The organism is Sphingomonas jatrophae, from assembly GCF_900113315.1.
GTDB classification, from domain to species: Bacteria; Pseudomonadota; Alphaproteobacteria; order Sphingomonadales; family Sphingomonadaceae; genus Sphingomonas_P; species Sphingomonas_P jatrophae.
Window position 1 is genome coordinate 1,026,772 of sequence record NZ_FOZG01000001.1, and the last position, 23,642, is coordinate 1,050,413.

At 69.8% G+C, this 23,642-nt stretch carries 22 protein-coding genes and 1 tRNA gene; 11 read left to right on the top strand and 12 right to left on the bottom strand.

What is annotated here, in order from left to right:
• Window positions 1-4: 4 nt before the first annotated feature.
• Entirely contained in the window at window positions 5-151 is a 147-nt protein-coding gene (locus tag BM360_RS04790; protein WP_242653318.1) for an aa3-type cytochrome c oxidase subunit IV, read from the bottom strand.
• A 136-nt stretch (window positions 152-287) separates the two neighbouring features.
• On the opposite strand from BM360_RS04790, the gene BM360_RS04795 reads away from it, so the two are divergent.
• Window positions 288-1,688 (top strand): sigma-54-dependent transcriptional regulator, encoded by a 1,401-nt coding sequence (locus BM360_RS04795; protein ID WP_093311539.1) that lies wholly within the window; start codon window positions 288-290, stop codon window positions 1,686-1,688.
• A 13-nt stretch (window positions 1,689-1,701) separates the two neighbouring features.
• Here the strand turns inward: BM360_RS04795 and BM360_RS04800 are convergent, their stop codons facing one another.
• The 3 genes from BM360_RS04800 to BM360_RS04810 all read right to left on the bottom strand — a co-directional run bounded on the left by BM360_RS04800 (window position 1,702) and on the right by BM360_RS04810 (window position 5,016).
• Window positions 1,702-2,583, bottom strand: coding sequence for a bestrophin family protein (locus BM360_RS04800; protein ID WP_093311545.1), 882 nt, complete (start codon window positions 2,581-2,583; stop codon window positions 1,702-1,704).
• A 113-nt stretch (window positions 2,584-2,696) separates the two neighbouring features.
• A complete protein-coding gene (gene folP, locus BM360_RS04805) occupies window positions 2,697-3,812 on the bottom strand; it encodes a dihydropteroate synthase (protein ID WP_093311548.1) in 1,116 nt (371 codons plus the stop codon).
• A 64-nt stretch (window positions 3,813-3,876) separates the two neighbouring features.
• Window positions 3,877-5,016 (bottom strand): site-specific DNA-methyltransferase, encoded by a 1,140-nt coding sequence (locus BM360_RS04810; RefSeq protein WP_093311551.1) that lies wholly within the window; start codon window positions 5,014-5,016, stop codon window positions 3,877-3,879.
• A gap of 273 nt (window positions 5,017-5,289) precedes the next feature.
• Between BM360_RS04810 and BM360_RS04815 the strand changes: the two genes are divergently transcribed.
• Window positions 5,290-5,637 carry a hypothetical protein gene (locus tag BM360_RS04815; RefSeq protein ID WP_093311554.1) on the top strand — a complete coding sequence of 116 codons (348 nt, stop codon included), beginning with the start codon at window positions 5,290-5,292 and terminating at the stop codon, window positions 5,635-5,637.
• On the opposite strand, the gene BM360_RS04820 is transcribed toward BM360_RS04815, so the two are convergent.
• The 7 genes from BM360_RS04820 to BM360_RS04850 form a co-directional block, all read right to left on the bottom strand.
• Window positions 5,630-6,265 (bottom strand): ribonuclease HII, encoded by a 636-nt coding sequence (locus tag BM360_RS04820; RefSeq protein ID WP_093311557.1) that lies wholly within the window; start codon window positions 6,263-6,265, stop codon window positions 5,630-5,632. The genes BM360_RS04815 and BM360_RS04820 overlap by 8 nt on opposite strands.
• A gap of 35 nt (window positions 6,266-6,300) precedes the next feature.
• On the bottom strand, window positions 6,301-7,086 hold the full coding sequence (thiD, locus tag BM360_RS04825) for a bifunctional hydroxymethylpyrimidine kinase/phosphomethylpyrimidine kinase (protein WP_093311560.1): 786 nt from the start codon (window positions 7,084-7,086) through the stop codon (window positions 6,301-6,303).
• An 88-nt stretch (window positions 7,087-7,174) separates the two neighbouring features.
• Window positions 7,175-8,515, bottom strand: coding sequence for a phosphoglucosamine mutase (gene glmM, locus BM360_RS04830; RefSeq protein ID WP_093311563.1), 1,341 nt, complete (start codon window positions 8,513-8,515; stop codon window positions 7,175-7,177).
• Between the two features lie 120 nt (window positions 8,516-8,635).
• A complete protein-coding gene (locus BM360_RS04835) occupies window positions 8,636-9,445 on the bottom strand; it encodes a hypothetical protein (protein WP_093311566.1) in 810 nt (269 codons plus the stop codon).
• 130 nt (window positions 9,446-9,575) lie between these two features.
• A complete protein-coding gene (locus BM360_RS04840) occupies window positions 9,576-10,862 on the bottom strand; it encodes an amidohydrolase family protein (RefSeq protein WP_093311568.1) in 1,287 nt (428 codons plus the stop codon).
• A 131-nt stretch (window positions 10,863-10,993) separates the two neighbouring features.
• Window positions 10,994-12,400 carry an amidohydrolase gene (locus BM360_RS04845; RefSeq protein ID WP_423228895.1) on the bottom strand — a complete coding sequence of 469 codons (1,407 nt, stop codon included), beginning with the start codon at window positions 12,398-12,400 and terminating at the stop codon, window positions 10,994-10,996.
• Window positions 12,396-14,189, bottom strand: coding sequence for a peptide MFS transporter (locus BM360_RS04850; protein ID WP_093311574.1), 1,794 nt, complete (start codon window positions 14,187-14,189; stop codon window positions 12,396-12,398). The genes BM360_RS04845 and BM360_RS04850 overlap by 5 nt, the downstream gene beginning before the upstream one ends.
• A gap of 638 nt (window positions 14,190-14,827) precedes the next feature.
• Between BM360_RS04850 and BM360_RS04855 the strand changes: the two genes are divergently transcribed.
• The 9 genes from BM360_RS04855 (at window position 14,828) to eda (ending at window position 22,577) form a co-directional block, all read left to right on the top strand.
• The gene (locus BM360_RS04855) at window positions 14,828-15,424 is read left to right on the top strand and encodes a nitroreductase family protein (RefSeq protein ID WP_093313770.1); all 597 of its coding nucleotides are present in this window, start codon (window positions 14,828-14,830) and stop codon (window positions 15,422-15,424) included.
• A 41-nt stretch (window positions 15,425-15,465) separates the two neighbouring features.
• Window positions 15,466-15,807, top strand: coding sequence for a GntR family transcriptional regulator (locus BM360_RS04860; protein WP_093311576.1), 342 nt, complete (start codon window positions 15,466-15,468; stop codon window positions 15,805-15,807).
• A gap of 22 nt (window positions 15,808-15,829) precedes the next feature.
• Window positions 15,830-16,765, top strand: a complete 936-nt coding sequence (locus BM360_RS04865) for an L-threonylcarbamoyladenylate synthase (protein WP_093311579.1) — start codon at window positions 15,830-15,832, stop codon at window positions 16,763-16,765.
• Window positions 16,766-16,822: 57 nt separating this feature from the next.
• Window positions 16,823-16,893 (top strand) — tRNA-Cys (locus tag BM360_RS04870).
• Between the two features lie 65 nt (window positions 16,894-16,958).
• The gene (gene zwf, locus BM360_RS04875; RefSeq protein ID WP_093311582.1) at window positions 16,959-18,422 is read left to right on the top strand and encodes a glucose-6-phosphate dehydrogenase; all 1,464 of its coding nucleotides are present in this window, start codon (window positions 16,959-16,961) and stop codon (window positions 18,420-18,422) included.
• Entirely contained in the window at window positions 18,415-19,119 is a 705-nt protein-coding gene (gene pgl / locus BM360_RS04880) for a 6-phosphogluconolactonase (RefSeq protein ID WP_093311584.1), read from the top strand. Before zwf ends, pgl begins: the two co-directional genes overlap by 8 nt.
• 36 nt (window positions 19,120-19,155) lie before the next feature.
• A complete protein-coding gene (gene edd / locus BM360_RS04885; RefSeq protein ID WP_093311587.1) occupies window positions 19,156-20,985 on the top strand; it encodes a phosphogluconate dehydratase in 1,830 nt (609 codons plus the stop codon).
• 6 nt (window positions 20,986-20,991) lie between these two features.
• On the top strand, window positions 20,992-21,963 hold the full coding sequence (glk, locus tag BM360_RS04890) for a glucokinase (protein ID WP_093311590.1): 972 nt from the start codon (window positions 20,992-20,994) through the stop codon (window positions 21,961-21,963).
• Complete coding sequence (eda, locus tag BM360_RS04895) at window positions 21,960-22,577, top strand: bifunctional 4-hydroxy-2-oxoglutarate aldolase/2-dehydro-3-deoxy-phosphogluconate aldolase (RefSeq protein WP_093311593.1); 618 nt, start codon at window positions 21,960-21,962, stop codon at window positions 22,575-22,577. The genes glk and eda overlap by 4 nt, the downstream gene beginning before the upstream one ends.
• Here eda and BM360_RS04900 read toward each other — a convergent pair.
• On the bottom strand, window positions 22,574-23,635 hold the full coding sequence (locus tag BM360_RS04900; RefSeq protein WP_093311594.1) for an NAD(P)H-dependent flavin oxidoreductase: 1,062 nt from the start codon (window positions 23,633-23,635) through the stop codon (window positions 22,574-22,576). The genes eda and BM360_RS04900 overlap by 4 nt on opposite strands.
• Window positions 23,636-23,642 lie beyond the last annotated feature (7 nt).

A 23,642-nucleotide genomic window follows, 5' to 3' on the forward strand; every position in this document is an offset into this window, starting at 1 on the left:
CCGATCAGCTGGCGATGAGCAGGACGACGATCGCCGCCAGCACGATCGAGATGATCGTGCCCCACTTCAGCAGGCCCAGAAAGCCGGTGTAGGTGCCGACATGCGCCTTCATGTCGCCCTTGCTGTCGCCGCTTGCCGCCATGCCGGTCATCCCCTTGGTCCCGTGATGGCGCCGCCCTTATCGAAGCCGCCCGGCCGCCTCAACCCCCGCTGGCTTAAGCCCCGCTTTACCCGTTCGCGCTAGGGATGGCCGCCTGGGGCCAGGCCCAAGCGGGGGACGAGGACGGATGGCGGCCATGCCGCAACGCACGCTGCTGCTGATCGACGACGAACCGGCACAGGCGCGGCTCGTCGCCGCCATCGCTGCGCGCGGCGGCTGGCGCACGGTGCGCGCGAGCGGGCTGGCGGAGGCATGGGGTGCCGCCGACGCGGAGCCGCCGCAGGCGGTGCTGCTCGATCATCCCGGCAGCGAGGCGCATGCCGCCGTCGCCGAGATCCGCGCCCGCCTGCCGGCCGTGCCGGTGATCGTGCTGACGCTGCAGGGCGGGGTCGCGCAGGCGGTGGCGGCAATGCGGGCGGGCGCGGCCGATTTCCTCGTCAAGCCGATCGCCGCGGACCGTCTGCTCGCCGCGCTGGACGCGGCGGCAGCGCGCAGCTTTCGCGGCGAATTGCGGCCATTGGCGGAGAAGATGCCCGCCGCGCTCGGCTTCGACGAGATCGTCGGCACCGCGCCCGCCTTCCGCGCCGCGCTGGACGTGGCGGCCAATGCCGCCCGCGCCCGCGTGGCGGTGCTGATCGAGGGGGAGAGCGGCGTCGGCAAGGAGATGGTGGCGCAGGCGATCCACGCCGCCTCGCCCCGGGCCAACCGCCCGATGGTGGTGGTGACCTGCGCCACCCTGCCCCACAATCTGGCCGCCAGCGAGCTGTTCGGCCACGAACGCGGCGCCTTCACCGGTGCGTTCGACCGGCGGCAGGGCCGCTTCGCCGAGGCGGATGGCGGCACGCTGTTCCTCGACGATGTCGGCGCACTGCCCGCGGATGCGCAGATCGGCCTGCTGCACGTACTGCAATCGGGCGAGGTGCAGCCGGTCGGCGCGCGCGCGCGGCAGGCGGTGGACGTGCGCGTGATCGCCGCGACCAGCCGCGACCTTGCCGCCGAAGTCGCCGCCGGGCAGTTCCGCGAGGATCTGTTCTACCGGCTGGGTGCCGTCCGCCTGAATGTGCCGCCGCTCCGCCAGCGGCCGGGCGACATCGTCGCGCTCGCCCGTCACCTGCTGCGGCGGATCGAGCGGCAGCCCGGCCTCCGCCCGCTCGGCATCACCGAATCCGCGCTGGCGCTGCTGGAAGGCTATGGCTGGCCGGGCAATGTGCGGCAGCTCTACAGCGTGCTGTTCCGCGCCGCAGTGCTGTGCGAGGGCAATGCGCTGACCCCCGCCGACTTCCCGCAGATCGCGGCGGAGAGCCTGGCGCAGGGCGATCCCGCTGCCGCCGGCGGGGCCGCGACGGCGGTGCCGCTCTATGAACCGAACGGGCACCTTCGCTCGCTCGACGCGATCGAGGCGGACGTGATCCGCCTCGCCATCGGCCATTATCGCGGGCGGATGAGCGAGGTCGCGCGGCGGCTCGGCATCGGCCGCTCGACGCTTTACCGGCGGTTGGGCGAACTCGGCATCGACAGCGCGGCCTGAGCCGCAGGCCGGCTCACCAGAGCACGCCCTTGACCGGCTTCAACGGCTCCGGCGCGGGATCGCCGATCGATTGCAGCAGATCGATCTCGATCGTGCGGCACATCGCGGTCAACGGCACATCGTGCACCGTGTCGGCGAAGGGATCGACCAGATCGTCGCCGATCGCCAGCGCGGCGAGAAACATGAGCCCGGCGATCGTCGAGCCGATCGGCGTGGCGATGCCCAGCGTCTCGACCAGGCCGATCGGCAGCAGGATGCAGAAGATGCGCGAGAAGAGGGTCGGCAGGAAGCGATATTGATTGGGCAGCGGCGTGTTCTTGATCCGCTCCATCCCGCCCTGTGCATTGGAGATGTCGACCAGCAACTGCTCGATGTGCGTCTGCTGGATGGTGTCGATCCAGCCGGCGCGCTGCGCATCGGCGACACGGCGCGACGTGCCGTCGAGCAGGCCGTTGGCCGCGTTGGTCCGCGCCAGCGCAGGCTCCGCCTCGCCGCGCGACAGGAAGCGCAGCACCTCGCCGTCATGCGGCTGACGGCGGAGCTGGCAGCGCAGGGCGTTCACGTAGGCGACCTGGCGCAGCACGATGGTGCGCTTCAGATCGTTCGCATCCGCCGGCAGCAGGTTGCGCGCCGCGCGCGACAGGCTGCGCGAGGCGTTGATCATCAGCCCCCAGAGGCCCCGCGCCTCCCACCAGCGCGCATAGGCTGCATTGGCGCGAAACCCGAGAAACAGCGCCAGCACCGTGCCGAACAGAGTAAGCGGCAGCGAAGGCGCGCGGAACGGCTGGAAGATGTAGATTGCCGTGACGATGCAATCCCAGATGAACAGCGCCACGAGCGGCCGCCAGACTTCGCGGACGATCTGCGTCGCGCGGGGCACGGAATCGACGATCAAGCGGGCTCTCCGGGCAGATGGCAGGCCCGCATGGATGGGGTGCCGGGGAAGCGCTGTCCAGCTTCGGACATGATTTGTCAGGATGGCGGTGGAGACCGCCCGTCTGATCAGCCTCAGCCGGCGGGGCTGAGCGCCGTGTCGCGCAGGCCGCGCCAGACGCGGAGGGCCTGGACCGTCTCGAAGGCATCGTGGACGCGGAGGAGTTGCACACCCTGCGCGGCACCGAGCAGCGCCAGCGCGACGGAGCCGCCGAGCCGCGCCTCGACGGGCGCCTCGTTCGACAGCGCGCCGACCAGCCGCTTGCGGCTCGCCCCCAACACGATCGCGCAGCCGAGGCCGTGGAGCAGCGACAGGCCGTTCAGCAGCTGGAGATTGTGCCGCAGCGTCTTGCCGAAGCCGATGCCGGGATCGACGAGGATGCGCGCCCGGTCGATCCCGGCTGCCACGGCCGCATCGATCCGCGCCTCCAGCCAATCGTAGACCTCGGTCAGCACGTCGCCATAGCGCGGCTCCTTCTGCATCGTCTCCGGGCTGCCCTGATGGTGCATGAGGACGACGGGGCAGCCGGCGCGGGCGACAACCTCACGCGCGCGGTCATCCCAGGTGAGCGCGGAGACATCATTGACGAGGGCGGCGCCGGCGGTGAGCGCGGCCTCCATCACTGCGGCCTTGCGCGTGTCGATGGAGACGGCAGCGCCGCCGCGGGCCAATCGCTCGATCACGGGCACGACGCGCGCGATCTCGTCCCCCTCCCAGACCGCCTTCGCGCCGGGCCGGGTGGATTCGCCGCCGACGTCGAGGATCGCCGCGCCCGCCTCTGCCATGCGCGCGCCCGCCTCGGCCGCGCCGGCGGGATCGGCGGCATGGGCGCCGCCGTCGGAGAAGCTGTCCGGCGTTACGTTGAGGATCGCCATCGCCTGCGGCTGATCGAGGCGGATGGTGCGCGGGCCCATCTGGAGCGCGGCGCGGGGGCTGGTGAGGCGCGACCAGATGGTGCGCAGCCGCTCGGCTTGCGCAGGCGTGACGCGGGCGAACAGCGCGTCCATGTCGGCCACGGTGACGAGCGGCGCGGCGACGCGGCGGCCGCCATCCATCACGATCAGCTCGACCGCGGAGAACCAGACGAGCCCGCCCGCCAGCCGCGCCACCTGGCCGTCGAGACCGAAGGGCGCATCGACGAAGGCGGTGGGGCGGAGATAGAGATCGGCGGAGGGCGGGATAGTCGACATCGTGATCCTTCGTCACCCGCGCGGTGGCTGCTGAAACGAGTTCAGCATGACGGACGAGGCGAGGCTATTCCTCGCCCAGGCGGTGTCGGCGGCGGAGATCGTCGATCGGGACGAGGGCGTCCGCCTCGACGACGTGCCAGAAGGTCCAGCCGTTGCACGACGGCGCGTTCTGGAGCGCGGCGCCGAGCTTGTGGATCGACAGGCGCTGCTCGCCATGAGCGAGGCTGCCGTCGGCCTGCACCGTTGCCTCCCAGCGGCGCTTGGCGTCGCACAGGACGGTGCCCGGCTGGACCATGCCCGTCTCGACCAGCTGGCCGAACGCGACGCGCGGCGCCGACTTGCGCGAGGGCATCGCCGTCATCGCGCTTTCATCGAGCGGCAGCGTGGCGGCGATGCGTTCGCGGGCGACGCGGACATAGGCCGGCTCCCGCTCGATGCCGATCCAGCGGCGGCGCAGGCGCGCGGCGACGGCACCTGTCGTGCCCGTGCCGAAGAAGGGATCGAGCACGATGTCGCCGGGCTTGGTGCAGGCGAGCAGCACGCGGTAGAGCAAGGCTTCCGGCTTCTGCGTCGGGTGCGCCTTGTGGCCGGCATCGTCCTTCAGCCGCTCCGCCCCCGCGCAGATCGGCAGCACCCAGTCCGAGCGCATCTGCAGATCGTCGTTGAGCGCCTTCATCTCGGCATAGTTGAAGCAGTAGCGCGATTTCGGGCCCTTGGACGCCCAGATCAAGGTTTCGTGCGCGTTGGTGAAGCGGGTGCCCTTGAAGTTCGGCATCGGATTGGCTTTCCGCCAGACGACGTCGTTGAGGATCCAGAATCCTTCATCCTGCAAGGCAGAGCCGACCTTGAAGATGTTGTGATAGCTGCCGATCACCCACAGCGCGCCATCGTCCTTCAGCACGCGGCGCGCCTCCGCCAGCCAGGCGCGGGTGAAGCGCATATAGCTTTCGGGATCGTCGAACTTGTCCCACTCGTCATCCACCGCATCCACGCGGCCGCCCTCGGGCCGGTAGAGATCGCCGCCGAGCTGGAGGTAATAAGGCGGGTCGGCGAAGATCAGATCGACCGAGCGATCCGGCAGCTTCGCCATTTCGGCCAGGCAATCGCCCTGGATGACGGTGTCGAGCGACAGGAGGTGCAAGGCCGGCCGCGTCTCGACCCCGACAAGCTTCGCCCTCGCATTCCCGCGCCCGATCGCCGCCATCGCTGCCCCCGAAAAACCCTGTGGCCGGACCGTGAGTCAGCCGGACTCCGCGGTCAAGCACGGGTCGTCGCAATCGGGTGCGGGATGGCCGGACGCTTGGGCCCAGTGCCGCAACAGCTTGAGTCCGGTGACGGCGGCCGACTCAACATGCTGTGGTGTGGCGGGAAAGACTCAGCCGCTTTTTATCGGCGCGCGCACTCGTCTGGTCGACGACATGGAACGGGTCGTCGGCGGTGCCGTTGCGGCGGACGACGATGTGAACGGGAGAGAGGCATGGCGAAGCTTGCGCTGTTTGCCGGTGCGGCGCTGCTGGCCGGTGCGGCGATGGGCGGCGTTGCGGGACATGCGACCGTCACCGGCATGCGCCCCGACGCGGTCGTGACCGAGCGGCTTGCGGGTGCTTACGGCGTTCCCGTCCGCCGCGAGCCCGATCTGTTCCAGGAAGTCGGCGATACGTGGATCGACGGGCTGAGCGGCGGGCGTGAAGAGTCGAACGACTGGGACGAGGGCTATCGCTGGGCCAAGGACAGCGGCATCCGTACCACGACCGACTGCACCATCCGAGGCTGGACGTTCCAGCGCGGCTGCGAAACCGCGGTGACAGACGCCGCGCTCAGCTGAAGACAGGCTGCCGGTCGAGCGTGAGTTCGAGCTGCGCGACCGGCGCGAAACTGCGGCGGTGGTGCGGCGTGGGGCCGAGGCGGGCGAGCCCATCGCGATGGTCGGCGGTGCCATAGCCCTTGTTGCGCGCCCAGCCATAGCCGGGATGCGCCGCATCGAGCGCGATCATCATCGCATCCCGCTCATGCTTGGCGACGATGGAGGCGGCGGCGATGGACAGCGACTTCGCATCACCCGCGACAATGGCAAGCGCGGTGTGGCGCCAGCGGGGCGCGCGATTGCCGTCCACCAGCACCATCGCCGGATCGCAGCCGACCTGCACGCACAGCGCGTCCACCGCGCGCTCCATCGCCAGCATCGTCGCCCAGTAGATGTTGAGCCGGTCGATCTCCTCGACCGTTGCGATGCCGACACCGACCTTCGCCTTCAGCAGGATCTCGCCATGCAGATCGGCGCGGCGCGCCTCGGTCAGCTTCTTGCTGTCGTCCATACCGCGCGGATAGCGCTTGCGGTCGAGGATGACCGCGGCGGCGACCACCGGCCCGGCGAGCGGCCCGCGCCCTGCCTCGTCAACTCCAGCGACGGGATCGGGATGGAGGCGTTCGTGAGAGAAGGTGCAGCGGGGCATGGCCGCTTCTAGCCCGCGATCAGGCGGTTAGAAAGTCAGAGCGCGTGCCCCATCGGGCCGTGGCCGGCACCGAAGCCGGGCGCTGCCAGCATCGCGGCACGGACATAGGAGCGAGCCCTGGCGATCGCCGCCTCCAGCGGCTCCCCGCGGCCGAGGCCGGTGGCGATGGCGCTGGCGAGCGTGCAGCCGGTACCGTGGGTGTGGCGCGTGTCGATCCGCGCATCGCGCCAGAGGCTCGGCTCCGCGCCGTCCGGCCGGCAGAGGATGTCGATCACCTCGTCACCCGCAGCGTCGCCGCCCTTGGCGAGAATCGCCGTTCCGTGCGCCGATGCGAGCCGACCGCCCGCTGCCATGCGCCGCTCGGGCGTGTCGACCGGATCGCCGCTGAGCGTCGCCAGTTCGGGCACGTTCGGCGTCGCCAGCGCGGCCAGGTCGAACAGGCGGCGATAGCCGTCCACCACCCTTGCCCCGCCGAGCGCCGCGCCGCTGGTGGCGACCAGCACGGGATCGACGACGATGGGCAGGCCGGCGCAGCGCGTGGCCAGCCGCTCATGCACAGCCTCCGCCACCGCGGCCGAACCGAGCATCCCGATCTTCACCGCATCCGCGCCGATATCATCCAGCACGGCGTCGATCTGCGCCGTCACCATCTCGGGCGGGAGCGGGTGGACGGCGGTGACGCCGAGCGTGTTCTGCGCGGTGATGGCGGTGATCGCGGTGGTGGCGAAACCGCCCAGCGCCATCACCGTCTTGATGTCCGCCTGGATACCGGCGCCGCCGCCCGAATCGGATCCCGCGATGACGAGGATGCGGGGGATCATGCGGCGGACAGTGCGGAGCGAAGCATCGCCCTTCCTCAACAGAAGAACGGCGCTTCGACAAGCTCAGCGCGAACCGGTGAGCGGCGCCTCAGGCCGCCGCGCGCGTCACCGCGGCGCAGATCTCGTCGACCACCTCGCGGACCAGCGCGTCATCCTCCCCCTCGGCCATGACGCGGATCAGCGGCTCGGTACCGGAGGCGCGGATGACCAGCCGGCCGCTCGCCGCAAGCCGCGCCTCGGCCGCGCCGATGGCGGCCCTGACGCTGTCTGCCTCCAGCGGAGCGCCACCGGCAAAGCGGACGTTCTTGAGCAGCTGCGGCAGCGGATCGAACTGGCGGAGCAGCTCACTGGCCCGCTTGCCCGTGCCGACCAGCTCGGCCAGCACCTGCAGCGCGGCGACGAGGCCGTCGCCGGTGGTCGCGTGATCGGAGAGCACGATGTGGCCCGATTGCTCGCCGCCGACATTGAAGCCGCCGCCGCGCATCGCCTCGACCACGTAGCGATCGCCCACCTTGGTACGGTGGAGCTTGAGGCCGTCCGCCTCCAGCACCCGCTCCAGCCCGAGATTGGACATAACGGTGGCGACGATGCCGCCGCCCTTCAGCCGGCCGGTGCGGTGCCAGCTGCGCCCGATCAGCGCCATCAGCTGATCGCCGTCGACGATCTGCCCACGCTCATCCACCACGATCAGCCGGTCGGCATCGCCATCGAGCGCGATGCCGAGATCGGCGCGCGTTTCCAGCACCTTGGCCCTGAGCGCGGCCGGGTCGGTCGAGCCGACATGATCGTTGATGTTGAGGCCGTTGGGGCTGACTCCCATGGCGATCACGTCCGCCCCCAGCTCCCACAGCGCGGAGGGTGCGACCTGATAGGCGGCACCGTTCGCGCAATCGACGACGATGCGCAGGCCGTCGAGGCGGAGATGCTCCGGGAACGCCGCCTTGACCGCATGGATGTAGCGGCCGCGCGCATCCTCGACGCGGCGGGCGCGGCCGATCTCGCGCGGGTCGGCAAGCTGCGGCTCGGCATCGATCAGCGCCTCGATGGCCAGCTCGTCCTCGTCCGACAGCTTGTAGCCGTCGGGGCCGAACAGCTTGATGCCGTTGTCGATGAAGGGATTGTGGCTGGCGGAGATCATCACGCCGAGATCCGCGCGCATCGAGCGGGCGAGCATCGCGACGGCGGGCGTCGGCATCGGGCCGACCAGCACCACGTCCATGCCGACCGAGGTGAAGCCCGCGACTAGCGCCGATTCCATCATGTAGCCGCTGAGCCGCGTATCCTTGCCGATCACGACGCGGTGGCGGTGATCGCCCCGCACGAAACGAGCGCCCGCCGCCTGGCCGACGCGCATCGCGATCTCCGCCGTCATCGGCGCGGTGTTGGTGCGGCCGCGGATGCCGTCGGTGCCGAAATAGCGTCTGCTCATGAAAGCCCTCGTCGTCGCGCGCGTGCCGCTTTGCGGTAGCGGGGTTGAGACGGGGTGAACAGACGCGGCTGGCGCGGAGCGAAGGCGGCACGGCGGGAGCCGCGCCGCCCCGGACGATCATCAGGAATAGGCATCCTTTGTAGAGACCAGCTTGTCCGCCTTTTTCAGTTCCGCGATGAAGCCAGCGAGATACTTCTTCACGTCCGCCTCCGTCGCAGTGGTCGGCAGCCTTGCGGGCGCGCCGCCGCTCTGGGAGGCCCAGGGGTTCATCGACTTCAGGATCGGCGTCGGATCGGCCAGCAGCCCATCGATGTCCTTGGCGAACACGAGCTGCATGGTGATGTCGCGCGCGGCAGTTGGGAAGATCGAGTTATAGACTTCGACCGTCGGCTTGGCCTTGACCTTGGCCGCACCGGCGATGCCGCGGGCAACCGCACCGGTCATATTCTTCTTCCAGTTGTTCAGCATCTTCTGCTTCATGCCGAGATCCTTCTCGGCGGCGTCGAAGCGCTGCTGGGCAGCCTTGATCCGCGCCTCGGCGGTATCCTCGATCGCCGTGAGCGACTTGGTGAGCATCTTCAGGGCGCGCTCATAGGTCGTCTTGGCCTCGAGCTCGGTGCGCTTGTCGATCTCGCCTGCGATTGTCTTGCTCAGCACGCCGCTATAGGCCGTGCTCGCCTTGGCGAACGATGCAAGCGTGGATTGCATCTCCTTGACGATCTTCTGACCCTTGGCGCAGTCGGCCGGGCTCCGATTGTCCGTCGCAACCGATGCGGCGTCCAGCTTGTCGAACTTCTCAAGCGAACCGGACAGCCCGGTATGGGAACCGAAGGCATTGGCCAAGCCCTTGCTTTCCTTCGGCTTGCTCTTGCCGGTGATCGATTCGAAACTCTTCTTGGCATCCTTCCACATCGCGCTCAGCGTTGCCATGACATCTCCCCCTGCTGCCGACGGCCGCACCTGATGAGCGGCGTGGCGACTCCGTTAGGCTAACTCAACAGCCGGGGGATGATCTACAGCACAGGCGCGGCGCTTTACCTGTCGCCGCGCCTGCACAGCTTCACCGCCGCTCGTAAGCCTTGGGCAGCGCGCCCTCCTGGGGGACGGAATAGCGATCGCGCAGCTCGGTCTGGCGGCTGCGGACGGGTTGCTCGACGCCGTCGATCCACACCGCCACGGGGGCGGAGGAGAGTTCGAGCGGGTCGCCGTCCCAGATCACCACGTCGCCGCGGCGGCCCGGGCGGAGCGAGCCGATCTCGCCGCCCATGCCCAGCGCCTCGGCGGGCTGGCTGGTGATCGCGGCGAAGGCGGCGCCCCAGTCGAGACCGGAGGCGCCGGGCACCCTGGTCAGGGCGACGAGATTGCCGGCATATTGCGTCTCCAGCCGCGCCTGCCGCGCCTCATCGTCGTTGATCATGCCGATGCCGACGGTGACGCCCGCCGCCTTCAGCCGGCCGACGTTGGACTGGGTGGCGGCGATCTGCTCGAAGCTGGAAGGCAGATCGGCGAGCGCGCTGGCCAGCACGGGGACGCGCGCGGCGGCGATCTCCGGCGCGGCGAGCCACGCTTCGTTGGCGCCGACCAGCACGAGCCTGAGGGCCGGAAAATCGCGGCGGAGCGCGATCACCGCGCGGATGTCGCTCGCCCGCTCGACATGGACGAGCAGAGGCTGGCGCCCCTCGACGACGGGCACGAGCGCGGCGGCGTCGAGCTTCGTCAGCAGGTGGCCGTCGGCGCCGTAGGTCCGCGCGCCCTTCGCATAATCCTGCGCGTCGGCGAGGGCGTTGCGGAATTCGGCAAAGGCGGCGGGGCGGCTGCCGCCGGCCGTGCGCGCGCCGTCCTCGCCCAGCTCGACGAACTGGAAGGCGCGAGCCTTCGTGATCGGATCACTGTCCGTGCCGAGATCGATCACCGCGCCCTGCCCGGCGAAGATCGCCTGACCGGTGGAGGGCGCGACGACCGCGCGGGTGACGCCCGCGGCGCGATTGACGCCGATGCTGTTGGAGCGTGGGTTCACCGCGGGGGCGATGTCGATGGCGGCGTTGAACCGCGCGCGGGCCGCACCGGCATCGTTGGTCGGCTGCACGCCGTCCACCTCGACGATGCCCATGCGGGTGAAGCCCGCGACGATGCCGGCGGCGACCCATTTGCCCTGTGCGTCGACGGTGCGGATGCCGGCCGGCGTGGCGACGCCCCTGCCCGCCGCGACGACACGGCCGCCGCGGATCACGACGGTGCCGTTCTCCACCGGCGCGGAGCCGTCGCCGATGGCGAGCCTCGCGTTGACGATGGCGACGTCCTGCGCGGCGGCGGGCGCGGCTATGAGGGCGAGCAAGGCGGCTGCCATCACCCTTGCCCCGTCATGCTGAACTCGTTTCAGCATCCACCGGGCAGCACGACCTGCGACCGGCTGGCCGGGCCGCACGGTGGATTCTGAAACAAGTTCAGGATGACGAAGAAGGAAGGTCCGGAGCCGCTTCACTTCACGTCTCCCGATCCGGGCTGGCCGAGTTCGAAATCGCTGACCGGGCGACGTTTCGGATCGTTGGCGTCGTAGAGCAAGGCGCCGTCCACCCACACCTTTTCGGGGCGCGAATAGACGCTCAAGGGATTGCCGTTCCACAGCACCGCATCGGCCATCTTGCCGGGCTTGAGGCTACCGGTCCACTTGTCGACGCCGAGCGCGCGGGCGGGGGCGATGGCGAGCCACGTCCACGCTTCCTCGTCGGTGATGGCGAGGCCCATGCGGCGACCGGCGGCGAGCGCCTTGGCCACTTCCTGGTTCAACCGCTGGATGCCGTTGGCGTCGTCCGAATGGATCATCGCGCAGGCGCCGGCCTTGTGCAGCAGCGGCAGATTCTCATTCACCGCGTCGTAGGACTCCATCTTGAAGCCCCACCAATCGGCCCACACCGCGGCGCAGGTGCCGTTCGCCTTGAGCAGATCGGCGATCTTGTAGGCCTCCACCGCATGGTGGAAGGTGCCGACCTTGTAGCCGAACTCCTTGGCCATATCGAGGACGATGGCCATCTCGTCGGCGCGGTAGCAGTGATTGTGGATCAGGATATCGCCGCGCAGCACGCCGGCGAGCGTATCCATCGCGATGTCGCGCGTTGGCGGATCGCCCTTGCCGTCGGCCTCGTAGCGATCCCACTTGCGCCGATATTCCTGCGCCTTGGCCCAGGTCTGCCGATCGACGGCGATGTTGCCCATGCGCGTCTGCGGCATGATGTTGCGGCTGCCATAGACGCGCTTCGGATTCTCGCCGCACGCCATCTTGAGGCCGTAGGGCGCGCCCGGGAACTTCATGCCCTGCACGGTGCGCGCATAGACGTTCTTGAGCGTGACCGAGCGGCCGCCGAACAGATTGGCGGAGCCGGGCAGGATCTGCAGCGTGGTGACGCCGCCATTGGCGAGCGCGCGACTGAAGCCGGGATCCTGCGGCCAGACGCTATGCTCGGCCCAGACCTCCGGGCGGACGGGACCGGTCGCCTCGTTGCCGTCCGAATGCGCCTGCACCGCGGGGGTGGGATAGTCGCCAAGGTGGCTGTGGACGTCGATGATGCCGGGGGTGAGCCACTTGCCGGTGCCGTCCACCGTGACGGCATCGGCAGGCGCCGCGACGGTCTGGCCGACCGCGACGACCTTGCCGTCGGCGAACAGCGCCTCGCCCCGCTCGATCCGCCCGCCCTCGCCATCATAGATGGTGACGTTCACGACCCGCGTGGGGACGCCCGGATAGGCGCGGTAGGTGGAGGGATAGGGATCGGGGTTCACGCGCATCCGCTCCGCCTGTGGCGTGGCGGAGGCGGTCTGCGGGCGGCTGTCCGCCTGCGTGCAGGCGGCCGCCCCGCCAGCCAGCAGGAGGACAGCGAGGCGTTTAATTGACACCGTGCATCCACTTCTTGAGCAGCGGGGAGAGGAGCAGGAGCAGGCCACCGAGCACGATGGCGGCGATGCCGATCGTCTGGAACACGCCGGCATAGGTCTCCAGGCTGACGCGCAGGTTGGTCACCTGCCCGCCCACCGTCTCGACGCTGGCGACCTGTGCGACGAGGCCGCCGACATATTGCGCGCAGCTGATCGACAGGAACCACACGCCCATCATCATGCCGACGATGCGCACGATCGACAGCTTGGTGATCATGCTGAGGCCGACCGGGGAGATGCACAGCTCCGCCGCGGAATGGATGAGGTAGAGCAAGGCGAGCCACCAGACGCTGACCTTGAAGTCCGCGCCCGCATAGTTGGTGCCCCACACCAGAGCGAGGAAGCCGAGGCCGACGCCCGCGAGCGCGATGGCGAACTTAACGGCGATGCCCGGCTCCAGCCCGCGCCGCCCAAGCGCATTCCACATGATCGCGAAGAGCGGCGCCAGCATGACGATGAAGATGGCATTGAAGAACTGCACCTGCCCCGCGGTGAAGGAGATGTTGCCGAGGATCCGCAGATCCGTGTTGCGATCGGCGAACAGGGTGAGCGAGGAGCCCGCCTGCTCGAACAGCGTCCAGAAGACGACGTTGAACACGATCAGCACCATGGCCGCGACCATCATCTGGAACTCGACCCGGCTGCCCGCCTTGGCCGACCAGATCAGGATGCCGGGCACAGCGACGAGGAAGGTGCCGAACATCAGCTTGCCCATCAGCGGCAGCGCGAGGAGGTAGCCGACGAAGCCGGCGCCGGGCTCGGGCTTGGGCGCGTTCATCAGGTTGTAGAACAGGAACAGGATGAGCGGCGCGGCGCAGAGCGACAGGATGTAGATGAGCGGTGCGCGCTCCGGCCCTTTGCGCACCGGCGCGTCGCCGATGCCGGCCAGGGCGCCGCGCTCGAACTGGATGAGATACCAGGAGAAGAGCATGCCCAGCGCGGCGAGGCCGAAGCCCGCCCACCAGCCCACGGTGACCGACAGCAGCGGACAGAGGATCTGCGAGCCGAGCGAGCCGAGATTGATCCCCATGTAGAAGATGGTGAAGCCCGCCTCGCGTCGTCGGTCGCCCACCGCGTAGAGCTCGCCCACCATGGTCGAGATGTTGGGCTTGAAGAAGCCGTTGCCGATGGTGACGAGCGTCAGCCCGAGCAGCATGGTGAAGATGTAGAAGGGCGAGCGGACGGCACCCGCGACGAACGCATCCTTGGCGACGGTGCGGGCGACGCTGCCATCCTCGGCGACGAGCTGGACGGAGCCGTCATCCTGCCCCTTGACCGCGAGGCGGCGGCCGGCGTCGATGACGAACTGCTGCTTGGGATTATCGGGCGCGCCGACGCTGACTTCGTAGCGCTGGCCCTCGATCGTGGCGAAAGGCTGCGCCGGGCGCCCCTCGAAGCAGAGGATGAAATAACCGACCGCCATGACGACCGCGCCGAACTTCACCGCGCGCTTGAAGCCGAGGAACCGGTCCGCCAGCAGGCCGCCGACCAGCGGCGTCAGATAGACCAGCGCCATATAGCCGCCGTAGAGGCCGTTGGTGGTCTGATCGTCGAACAGGAACCAGGTGGAGAGATAAAGCGCGAGCAGCGCGCGCAGGCCGTAGAAGCCGAACCGCTCCATGGCCTCGGTGGTGAAGAGGCGGGCGAGCGGCCGGGGATGGCCGAACCATGTCGCCTCCGCGGCCGGGTTGACGTGGCTAATATCGGGTTCTGCGGGGCTGTCCGCGGTCGGCGTTTCAGGCATCGCGCGACCCTAACGGCTCGGACGGGGGAGGGAAGAGGCTTGTTGCAGATGCAACCATCTGCCGGGGCGTAGTCCGTCTCGTCGACTTCTGATCGTCGTCATTCCCGCAAAGGTGGGAATCCACAGCGCGTAGCGCCCTGCGGTTGAAGGTAACAGCCAAGCGTCGAGGCATCGCCCAGCTTGGCGCCACGAGGCCCAACCGACCGGTGGATCCCGGACCAAGTCCGGGATAACGGCTGGAGGTGGCGGTCCTCCGCCCTCCTCGTCATTCCCGCGAAGGCGGGAATCCACCGGGCGTGGCGCCCTGCGGCTGAAGGTGACAGCCAAGCGTCGAGGCATCGCCCGGCTTGCGGCCACGAGGCACAACCGATCGGTGGATCCCGGACCAAGTCTGGGATGACGGCTGGAAGTGGCGGTCCTCCGCCCACTTCGTCATTCCCGCGAAGGCGGGCATCCACCGGGCGTGGCGCCCTGCGGCTGAAAGTGACAGGCAAGCCTCGAGGCATCGCCCGGCTTGGCGCCACGAGGCGCAACCGATCGGTGGATCCCGGACCAAGTCCGGGATGACGGCTGGAAGTCACGGTTGAGCGTGACCGGGCATGGTTGAAGCCGCCGCCGCGCCGCTTTACCTCTCCGCCATGTTCAACGATCTCTCCTCCCCCGCCGCCCTGCTCGCCACGCGCCGATCGGGCAAGCCGCGCGACATGGTGGCGCCGGGGCCGGATGCGACGCAGCTCGCCCGCATCCTTGCCGCCGCGACGCGCGTGCCCGACCATGGCAAGCTGGCGCCGTGGCGGTTCGTGGTGGTGGGCGAGGATCAGCGCGACGCCTTCGCCGCTTTGCTGCAGGCGGCTTATCGCGACGACAAGCCCGAGCCGGGCCGGCTGGAGATCGAGGCGATCGAGCAGTTCGCCCATCAGGCACCCTGCCTCGTCGTCGCGCTGTCGACGCCCGCGCATGCCAGCCACATCCCAATCTGGGAGCAGGAGCTGTCCGCCGGCGCCGCCTGCATGAACCTGCTGGAGGCGACGCATGCCGAGGGCTTCGTCGGCGGTTGGCTGACCGGGTGGGCGGCCTATTCGCCGCGTGTCGCCGCCGCCTTCGGCCTTGCCCCGCATGACGGACGGATTGCGGGCTTCATGTTCATCGGCACGCCCTCGCGCCCGCTCGACGAACGGCCGCGGCCGGCGGCGGAGACGGTGATCTCGCGCTGGACGCCCTCTCCCTCGGCATAGCTTGACGCGCCATGCTGTATTAGCACACTATAGCGCTCACGATGAACGAGCGCCCCATCTACCTCCGCCTGCGCGACCACATCGTCGCCGCGATCCTGGATGGGACCTATCGGGATGGCGATCCCCTTCCCTCCGTCCGCGCCTTTGCGGCGAGCCACGGGGCCAATCCGCTGACCGTGGCGAAAGCCTATCAGAGCTTCCAGGATGACGGGCTGGTCACGGTGCGGCGTGGCGTCGGCATGTTCGTGGCGTCGGGTGCTGCGGCACGGCTGCGCGAGGCCGAGCGGCGCGCCTTCCTCGACGAGCGCTGGCCGGAGATCGCAGCGACCATCCGGCGGCTGGACATCGACCCCGCCGCGCTGCTGGAGCGGATGACGGCATAGCTGCCGCCGGTTAAGGGGCGGCATGACCGATCTGCTGCCCTATACGCCGGACACCATCGCGCGCGCCGCCGCGCTGATCGCGGCGGGCCAGCCGATCGCGGTGCCGAGCGAGACGGTCTACGGCCTCGCCGCCGATGCGCGCTCGGGCGAGGCGGTGGCGCGCATCTATGCGGCCAAGGGACGGCCTGCCTTCAACCCGCTGATCGTGCACCTGCTGGACGTGGAAGCCGCCGCACAGGTGGCCGAGATGAGCGATGCCGCCCGCGCGCTCGCCGCCGCTTTCTGGCCGGGTCCGCTGACGATGGTGCTGCCGCGGCGGGCCGATGCCGGGCTGGCGAGCCTTGCGACGGCGGGGCTCGAGACCGTCGCGTTGCGCGTGCCGGCGCATCCCGCGATGCGGGATCTGCTCGCGGCGGCAGGCACGCCGCTCGCCGCGCCCTCCGCCAATACCAGCGGGACGATCAGCCCGACGCGTGCGGCGCATGTGCTGGCGACGCTCGGCGGACGCATCCCGCTGGTGATCGATGGTGGGGCGACGGGTCACGGCCTCGAATCGACCATCGTCGCGGTGGAGGCGGACCGGCTGCGCCTGCTCCGCCCCGGCCCGATCGGCATGGAGGCGCTGAGCGCCGCGGCCAGCATGCCGGTCGAGGTGGCGGGCGACGGACGGATCGAGGCGCCGGGGCAGCTCGCCAGCCATTATGCGCCGGGCAAGACGCTGCGGCTGAATGCCCGCCATGCCGAGGCCGACGAATGGCTCATCGGCTTCGGCGCGATTGCGGGCGATCGCAACCTTTCGCCGGCGGGCGATCTCGTCGAGGCGGCGGCCGCTTTGTTCGATGCGCTGCACGAGGCGGATGCGAGCCCGCGTGCCCGTATCGCGGTGGCGCCGATCCCGGCCGATGGCCTTGGCCTCGCCATCGCCGACCGCCTGCGCCGCGCCGCGGCACCACGCTGAGGCCCATCCGGGCTTGACCTCGCGGCCATCTGCCCCCATTCGGCGCGCTCGCTCCGGGGCCCGATGGCGGAGTGGTTACGCAGAGGACTGCAAATCCTTGCACGCCGGTTCGATTCCGGCTCGGGCCTCGGAGCCGTTTCCGGCGTTGACCGTTGCTGCAACGCCGCATGACTGACGACCGCAGGAGACCAGAGTGACCGCGCCCACCCCGTCGCGCACGCTCCTGCTGTTCGGTGCCACCGGCGATCTCGCCCAGCGCATGCTGATCCCCTCGCTCTACGGGCTCGATTGCGACGGGCTGTTGCCGGCGGAGCTGCGCATCGTCGGCACCGCGCGCTCGGCACATGACGATGACGACTATCGCACCATCGCGCGCGAGGCGCTCGGCCGCTTCGTCGAGGCCGAGCGGCTGGTGCCCGATCAGGTCGAGCGCTTCCTCTCGCGGCTGAGCTATGTGTCGCTCGACGCGTCCGATCCCGCGGGCTTTTCAGCCTTGGCCGAGCGGATCGGCGCGCCGGACGGGGGCCTGTCCATCTTCCTGTCCACCGCGCCATCGCTGTTCGAGACGACGATCGAGGGGCTCGCCTCGGTTGGGCTGACCGGCCCGGCGGTGCGGCTGGCGCTGGAGAAGCCGCTCGGCACCGATCTCGCCTCCTCCCGCGAGATCAACGATGCGGTGGCGGCGCGCTTTCCTGAGGGGGCGACGTTCCGCATCGATCATTATCTCGGCAAGGAGACGGTGCAGAACCTGCTGGCCCTGCGCTTCGCCAATCTGATGTTCGAGCCGCTGTGGAACCGCACGGGCATCGACCACGTCCAGATCACCGTTGCCGAGACGGTCGGGCTGGAGGGGCGCGTCGGCTATTATGACGGCGTCGGCGCCCTGCGCGACATGGTGCAGAACCACATGCTCCAGCTGCTCGCATTGGTGGCGATGGAGAGCCCGGCGCAGTTCACCGCGACCACCATCCGGGACGAGAAGGTGAAGGTGCTGCGCTCCCTCCGCCGGATCGATGCGGAGAGCGCCGCGACGCACAGCGTGATCGGCCAATATGGCAAGGGCGCGCAGGATGGCACTGGCGTGCCCGGCTATGCCGAGGAGCTGGGCCAGCCCTCCGCCACCGAGACCTTCGTCGCGTTGAAGGCGCATGTCGACAATTGGCGCTGGCAGGGCGTGCCCTTCTATCTGCGCACCGGCAAGCGCCTGCCCGAGCGCGCGTCGGAGATCTTCATCCAGTTTCGCGACGTGCCGCATTCGATGTTCGCTGGGCGCGGCGCGCGCCTGCAGGCGAACAAGCTGGTCATCCGCCTCCAGCCGGAGGAGAATATCAGCCTGATGATGATGGCCAAGCAGCCGGGCCTAGACCGGCAGGGTATCCGCCTGCGCGAGGTACCGCTTGATCTCGGCCTCGCCAACGCCTTTGCCGACGTGCGGCGGCGGATCGCCTACGAACGCCTGCTGCTCGACCTGATCGAGGGCGACCCCACCCTGTTCGTGCGACGCGACGAGGTGGAGGCGCAGTGGGAGTGGATCGACGCGATCCGCGCCGGCTGGGCGGCCAACGGCATGGAGCCGAAACCATACGCTGCGGGAACCTGGGGCCCCTCCGCCGCGATTGCACTGACAGAGCGGGACGGAGTGAGCTGGCATGATTGAAGCCGAGTGGTGGGACTATGACGACCGGGCAGAGCTCGCCCAGGCGGTGGCGGGCGATGTCGGCTTCATCATCGAGAGCGCGGTGGATGCGCGCGGCGCCGCGCTGATCGCGCTGCCGGGCGGCGCGACGCCGGGCCCGATCTATGACGTGCTGGCCAAGGCCAAGCTGCCGTGGAAGCGGGTGACGATCATCCCCGGCGACGACCGCCTGGTCGCGGTGGACAGCCCGATGTCCAACGTGGCCGCGCTGGCGAAGACCTTCATTCCGCTCGGCGCCCGCGTGCTGCCGATCGCCACCGTGAACAAGGATCACAGGCAGGCGGGCGATGCCGCCAATGCGCGGCTGGCCGACCTGCCGTGGCCGCCCGATCTCGTCTGGCTGGGCATGGGCGAGGATGGCCACACCGCGTCCATCTTCCCCGGCCCCGACCTCGAAGCCGCGCTGGACGCACCCAAGGGCCGCCGCGCCGTCGGCGTGCTGCCGGAGCCGATGCCGAAGGATGCGCCCGTGCCGCGCGTGACGCTGACCCGCGGCGCGATCCTGTCCGCGCGCGCGATCACGGTGGTGCTGACGGGCTCTGCCAAGCGCAAGCTGCTGGAGAAGGCGATCGAGGACGGCGCCAAGTCCACCCTGCCGATCGGCCGCGTGCTGGCGGGCGCGGAGCAACCGATCGACATCCACTGGTGCGCCAAGTGAGCCTGCCCGAGCGGGCCTGAACACGGGGGCGAGCCGATGACCCTCCATCCCGAGATCGCCGCCGTCACCGACCGGGTGATCGAGCGGTCGCGCACGACACGCGCGGCCTATCTCGACCTGATCGCGCGCGAGCGGGACGGCGGGGTGCATCGGCCGCATCTGGCGTGCGGCAATCTCGCCCACGGCTTTGCCGCCAGCGGCGAGGACAAGCCGGCGATCCGCGGCGGGCAGGCGATGAACATCGCCATCGTCACCGCTTACAACGACATGCTCTCCGCACATCAGCCATATGAGGGCTATCCCGCGGCGATGAAGCTGGCCGCGCGTGAAGTGGGTGCGACGGCGCAGGTGGCGGGCGGCACGCCGGCCATGTGCGACGGCGTGACGCAGGGGCAGCGCGGCATGGAGCTGTCGCTGTTCAGCCGTGACACGATCGCGCTTTCGACCGCGGTGGCGCTGAGCCACGGCATGTTCGAGAGCGTGGCGCTGCTCGGTATCTGCGACAAGATCGTGCCGGGGCTGCTGATCGGCGCGCTCCGCTTCGGCCACCTGCCCGCCATCTTCGTGCCCGCCGGGCCGATGCCGTCGGGCCTCGCCAACAAGGAAAAGCAGCGCGTCCGCCAGCTCTACGCCGAGGGCAAGGTCGGCCGCGCCGAGCTGCTGGAGGCGGAGAGCGCCTCCTATCATGGCGCGGGCACCTGCACCTTCTACGGCACCGCCAATTCCAACCAGATGATGATGGAGGTGATGGGCCTGCACGTGCCGGGCGCCGCCTTCGTCAATCCGGGCACGCGGCTGCGAGGCGAGCTGACGCGCGCCGCCGTCCACCGGCTGGCCGCGATCGGCGCGGACGGCAACGATTATCGCCCGCTCGGGCAGCTGGTGGACGAGAAGGCGATCGTCAACGCTTGCGTCGGCCTGCTGGCGACGGGCGGATCGACCAACCACGCCATTCACCTGCCCGCCATCGCCCGCGCGGCGGGGATCGTGATCGACTGGGCGGATCTGGATCGTTTGTCCGCCGCGGTGCCGCTTGTCGCGCGCGTCTATCCAAATGGTGCGGGCGACGTGAACCACTTCCACGCGGCAGGCGGCATGGCCTTCACCATCCGCACGCTGATCGACGGTGGCTTGCTGCATCCGGACATCGCGACGGTGTGGGACGGCGGGCTGGAGGCCTATGCGCAGGAACCGGTGCTGGATGGCACCGAAGACGGCCAGGCGCTCGGCTGGCGGGCGGTGCCGCACACGCATGACGCGACGATGCTGCGGCCGGTGGGCGATCCGTTCCAGCCCGATGGCGGCATGCGGCTGGTCGAGGGCAATCTCGGCCGAGCGGTGATCAAGACTTCGGCGGTCGATCCCTCGCGCTGGATCGTCGAGGCGCCCGCGCGCGTCTTCGCCGATCAGGAGGCGGTGCTGGCCGCGTTCAAGGCGGGCGAGATGGAGCGCGACGTGGTCGTCGTAGTCCGCTTCCAGGGGCCGCGCGCGAACGGCATGCCCGAGCTGCACAAGCTGACGCCGCCACTCGGCGTCCTGCAGGATCGTGGGTTCAAGGTCGCGCTGGTGACGGACGGGCGCATGTCCGGCGCGTCGGGCAAGGTGCCGGCCGCCATCCACCTCTCCCCTGAGGCGCTGGGCGGCGGGCCGCTGGCGCGGCTGCGGGACGGCGATGTGGTGCGCGTGGATGCGGTGACGGGGCGGCTGGACGCGCTGGTCGATCCGGTGGAATGGGCCGCGCGCGCATCGGCCGAAGCGCCGAAGGCGCAGGACGGCACGGGGCGCGAGCTGTTCGCCTTCATGCGCCATGGTGCGGACGAGGCGGAGCGCGGCGCATCCGCGATGCTGGCGGCGGCGGGCCTCTAGGGCGGCATGACAGAGATCGTCGCAGCCGACATCGGGGGCACGCACGCCCGCTTCGCCATCGCCGAGGTGGCGGACGGGCGCGTGCAGGCGCTGGGCGAGCCAGTGACGATCCGCACGGCCGATCATGCCTCGCTCCAGACCGCGTGGGAGGCATTCGCCGCGCGCATCGATCGGCCGCTGCCGCGTGCGGCGGGCATTGCGGTGGCGACGCCCGTCGGCGCGGAGGTGCTGAAGTTCACCAACAACCCCTGGGTGATCCGCCCCGCCCTGATCGGCGAGCGGCTGGGCGTCGACCGCTATGTGCTGGTCAACGATTTCGCCGCGCAGGCGCATGCGGTGGCGCAGCTTGGCGACGATCAGTTCCGCCATCTGTGCGGACCCGACCGCGCGCGGCAGGCGGATGAGACGATCAGCATCGTGGGCCCCGGCACCGGCCTCGGCGTCGCGCAGCTGCTGATCCGCGGCACGACCTATCATGTCGTGCCGACCGAGGGCGGGCATATCGATTTCGCTCCTCTCGATCCGCTGGAGGATGCCATCCTCGCCGACCTGCGCGAGCAGCATCGCCGCGTTTCGGTCGAGCGGATCGTCGCCGCGCCGGGCATCGTGCCGATCTATGCCACGCTCGCCCGGCTGGAGGGGCGTGCAATGCCCTCGCTCGACGACAGGGCGCTTTGGACGCTAGCGCTGGAGGGGCGCGACAGCCTCGCCAATGCGGCGATGGACCGCTTCTGTCTGTCACTCGGCGCGGTGGCCGGGGACATCGCGCTGGCGCAGGGGGCGACTTCGGTGGTGATCGCAGGCGGGCACGGGCTGCGGCTGGCGGATCATCTCGCGCGCTCGGGCTTCGACCAGCGCTTCGTCGCGAAGGGGCGGTTCGAGGCGATGATGAGCCGCATCCCGGTCCGCCTTCTCACCCACGAACAGCCGGGCCTTTACGGCGCCGCAGCCGCCTTCGCGCAGGAGCATCGGGAATGAGCGACATCGAGACGATCATGCGGACGGCGCCGGTGATCCCGGTGCTGGTGATCGACGATCTCGCGCATGCGCTGCCTCTTGCTCAGGCGCTGGTGGCGGGCGGCTTGCGCGTGCTGGAGGTGACGCTGCGCACGCGGCACGGGCTGGACGCGATTCGCGCGATGAAGGCGGTGCCGGGCGCGATCGTCGGCGCGGGCACCGTGCTGGACGTGCCGCAGCTGGAGGCGAGCCTCACCGCGGGCGCGGAGTTCATCGTCTCCCCCGGCCTGACCGATCCGCTGGCGCGATTTGCGCGGGCAAACAACGTGCCGTTCCTGCCGGGCGTGTCCGATGCGTCCGACATCATGCGGGGGCTGGATCACGGGCTGGACCGCTTCAAATTCTTCCCGGCGGAGGCTTCGGGCGGGTTGCCGGCGTTGCGGGCACTGTCCGGCCCGTTCGGCCAGGTCCGCTTCTGCCCGACCGGCGGCATCACCGCGGCGACGGCGGCGACGTGGCTGGCGGAGCCGGCGGTGCTCTGCGTCGGCGGTAGCTGGGTGGTGCCGAAGGGGCCGCTGGACGTCGGGCGGGTCGAAACGCTGGCGCGCGAAGCGGCGGGGTTGCGGGGCGCCTAGCCGGTTCGCACGCGGGCCAGCTCCGCAGTCAGCGTCCGCACGAGTTCAGCCGCTGGCATGGCGCGGGCGAGCGGGGCACCCTGTCCAGCCCAGTGCGCGCCGAAGTCATGCTCTCCCGCCGCGCTCGCCGCGGCGTGCAGCGCTTTACCGGCATCATAGGCGATCGGGTAATCGGGTGGACGCCGCTCGCCGATCTCCGCCTCCAGCGCGCTGAAGCGGTTGGCCAGCACGCGGGCCGGCCGACCGGAGATGAGCCGGGTCATCGTGGTATGATGCGCGGCGGACCCGAACAGTCGCTCCTTGTAGGAAAAGCTTGCGGCGGATTCCGGACAGGCGATGAACGCGGTGCCGAGCTGCGCGGCGACTGCGCCGAGGGCGAGCGCGGCGGCGATTCCGGCACCATCCATGATGCCACCCGCTGCGATCACCGGCAGCTTGCCTTCCCGCACCAGCAGGCGGGTGACCGCGAGCGTGCCGAGTTCGTCGTCCGCTGCGTCGGGATCGAACATGCTGCGATGCCCGCCCTCCTCGAACCCCTGCGCCACGACCAGATCGATGCCGGCGGCGGCGATGGCGGTCGCTTCGGCAAGGCCCGTCGCGGTTGCGATCAGCAGGATGCCGCGATCTTTCAGCGCTGCGACCGCGGCAGCGGACGGCAGGCCGAAATGGAAGCTGATGACGGGCGGTGCGGCGTCGAGCAGCATCGCCAGCATCTCCGGATCATCGGCGAAGCTGCGGTAGATGGTGCGCAGCCGAGAGGGTGGCTGCGCGCCGTAGGTAGTGAACAGGGGTTGCAGCGCATCGAGCCACGCGGCCTCGCGCACGGCATCCGCAACCGGCGACGCATGGACGAACAGGTTGACGTTGAACGGACGATCCGTGCCCGCGCGCACCGCGTCGATCATCGCGCGGGCGCCCGATGCATCGGTGGCGCCGACCGCGATCGAGCCGAGCGCGCCCGCATTGGAGACGTTCGCCGCCATTCCAGGGGTCGAGACGCCGGCCATCGGCGCCTGGATCAGCGGAATGGAAAGGCCGAGGCGATCGAGCGGGGACATAGCGCGA

Excerpts from the sequence above, each read along its gene's own strand:
- BM360_RS04810 (WP_093311551.1), bottom strand. The coding sequence starts at position 5,016 with ATGGCGGCGATCGGGCGCGGGAATGCGAGGGCGAAGCTTGTCGGGGTC.
- glmM (WP_093311563.1), bottom strand. The coding sequence starts at position 8,515 with ATGAGCAGACGCTATTTCGGCACCGACGGCATCCGCGGCCGCACCAAC.
- eda (WP_093311593.1), top strand. The coding sequence starts at position 21,960 with ATGAGCGACATCGAGACGATCATGCGGACGGCGCCGGTGATCCCGGTG.
- BM360_RS04795 (WP_093311539.1), top strand. The coding sequence starts at position 288 with ATGGCGGCCATGCCGCAACGCACGCTGCTGCTGATCGACGACGAACCG.
- edd (WP_093311587.1), top strand. The coding sequence starts at position 19,156 with ATGACCCTCCATCCCGAGATCGCCGCCGTCACCGACCGGGTGATCGAG.
- BM360_RS04900 (WP_093311594.1), bottom strand. The coding sequence starts at position 23,635 with ATGTCCCCGCTCGATCGCCTCGGCCTTTCCATTCCGCTGATCCAGGCG.
- BM360_RS04820 (WP_093311557.1), bottom strand. The coding sequence starts at position 6,265 with ATGCCCCGCTGCACCTTCTCTCACGAACGCCTCCATCCCGATCCCGTC.
- BM360_RS04860 (WP_093311576.1), top strand. The coding sequence starts at position 15,466 with ATGAACGAGCGCCCCATCTACCTCCGCCTGCGCGACCACATCGTCGCC.
- BM360_RS04850 (WP_093311574.1), bottom strand. The coding sequence starts at position 14,189 with ATGCCTGAAACGCCGACCGCGGACAGCCCCGCAGAACCCGATATTAGC.
- folP (WP_093311548.1), bottom strand. The coding sequence starts at position 3,812 with ATGTCGACTATCCCGCCCTCCGCCGATCTCTATCTCCGCCCCACCGCC.
- BM360_RS04865 (WP_093311579.1), top strand. The coding sequence starts at position 15,830 with ATGACCGATCTGCTGCCCTATACGCCGGACACCATCGCGCGCGCCGCC.
- BM360_RS04855 (WP_093313770.1), top strand. The coding sequence starts at position 14,828 with ATGTTCAACGATCTCTCCTCCCCCGCCGCCCTGCTCGCCACGCGCCGA.
- BM360_RS04840 (WP_093311568.1), bottom strand. The coding sequence starts at position 10,862 with ATGGCAGCCGCCTTGCTCGCCCTCATAGCCGCGCCCGCCGCCGCGCAG.
- BM360_RS04790 (WP_242653318.1), bottom strand. The coding sequence starts at position 151 with ATGACCGGCATGGCGGCAAGCGGCGACAGCAAGGGCGACATGAAGGCG.
- BM360_RS04815 (WP_093311554.1), top strand. The coding sequence starts at position 5,290 with ATGGCGAAGCTTGCGCTGTTTGCCGGTGCGGCGCTGCTGGCCGGTGCG.
- glk (WP_093311590.1), top strand. The coding sequence starts at position 20,992 with ATGACAGAGATCGTCGCAGCCGACATCGGGGGCACGCACGCCCGCTTC.
- thiD (WP_093311560.1), bottom strand. The coding sequence starts at position 7,086 with ATGATCCCCCGCATCCTCGTCATCGCGGGATCCGATTCGGGCGGCGGC.
- BM360_RS04835 (WP_093311566.1), bottom strand. The coding sequence starts at position 9,445 with ATGGCAACGCTGAGCGCGATGTGGAAGGATGCCAAGAAGAGTTTCGAA.
- pgl (WP_093311584.1), top strand. The coding sequence starts at position 18,415 with ATGATTGAAGCCGAGTGGTGGGACTATGACGACCGGGCAGAGCTCGCC.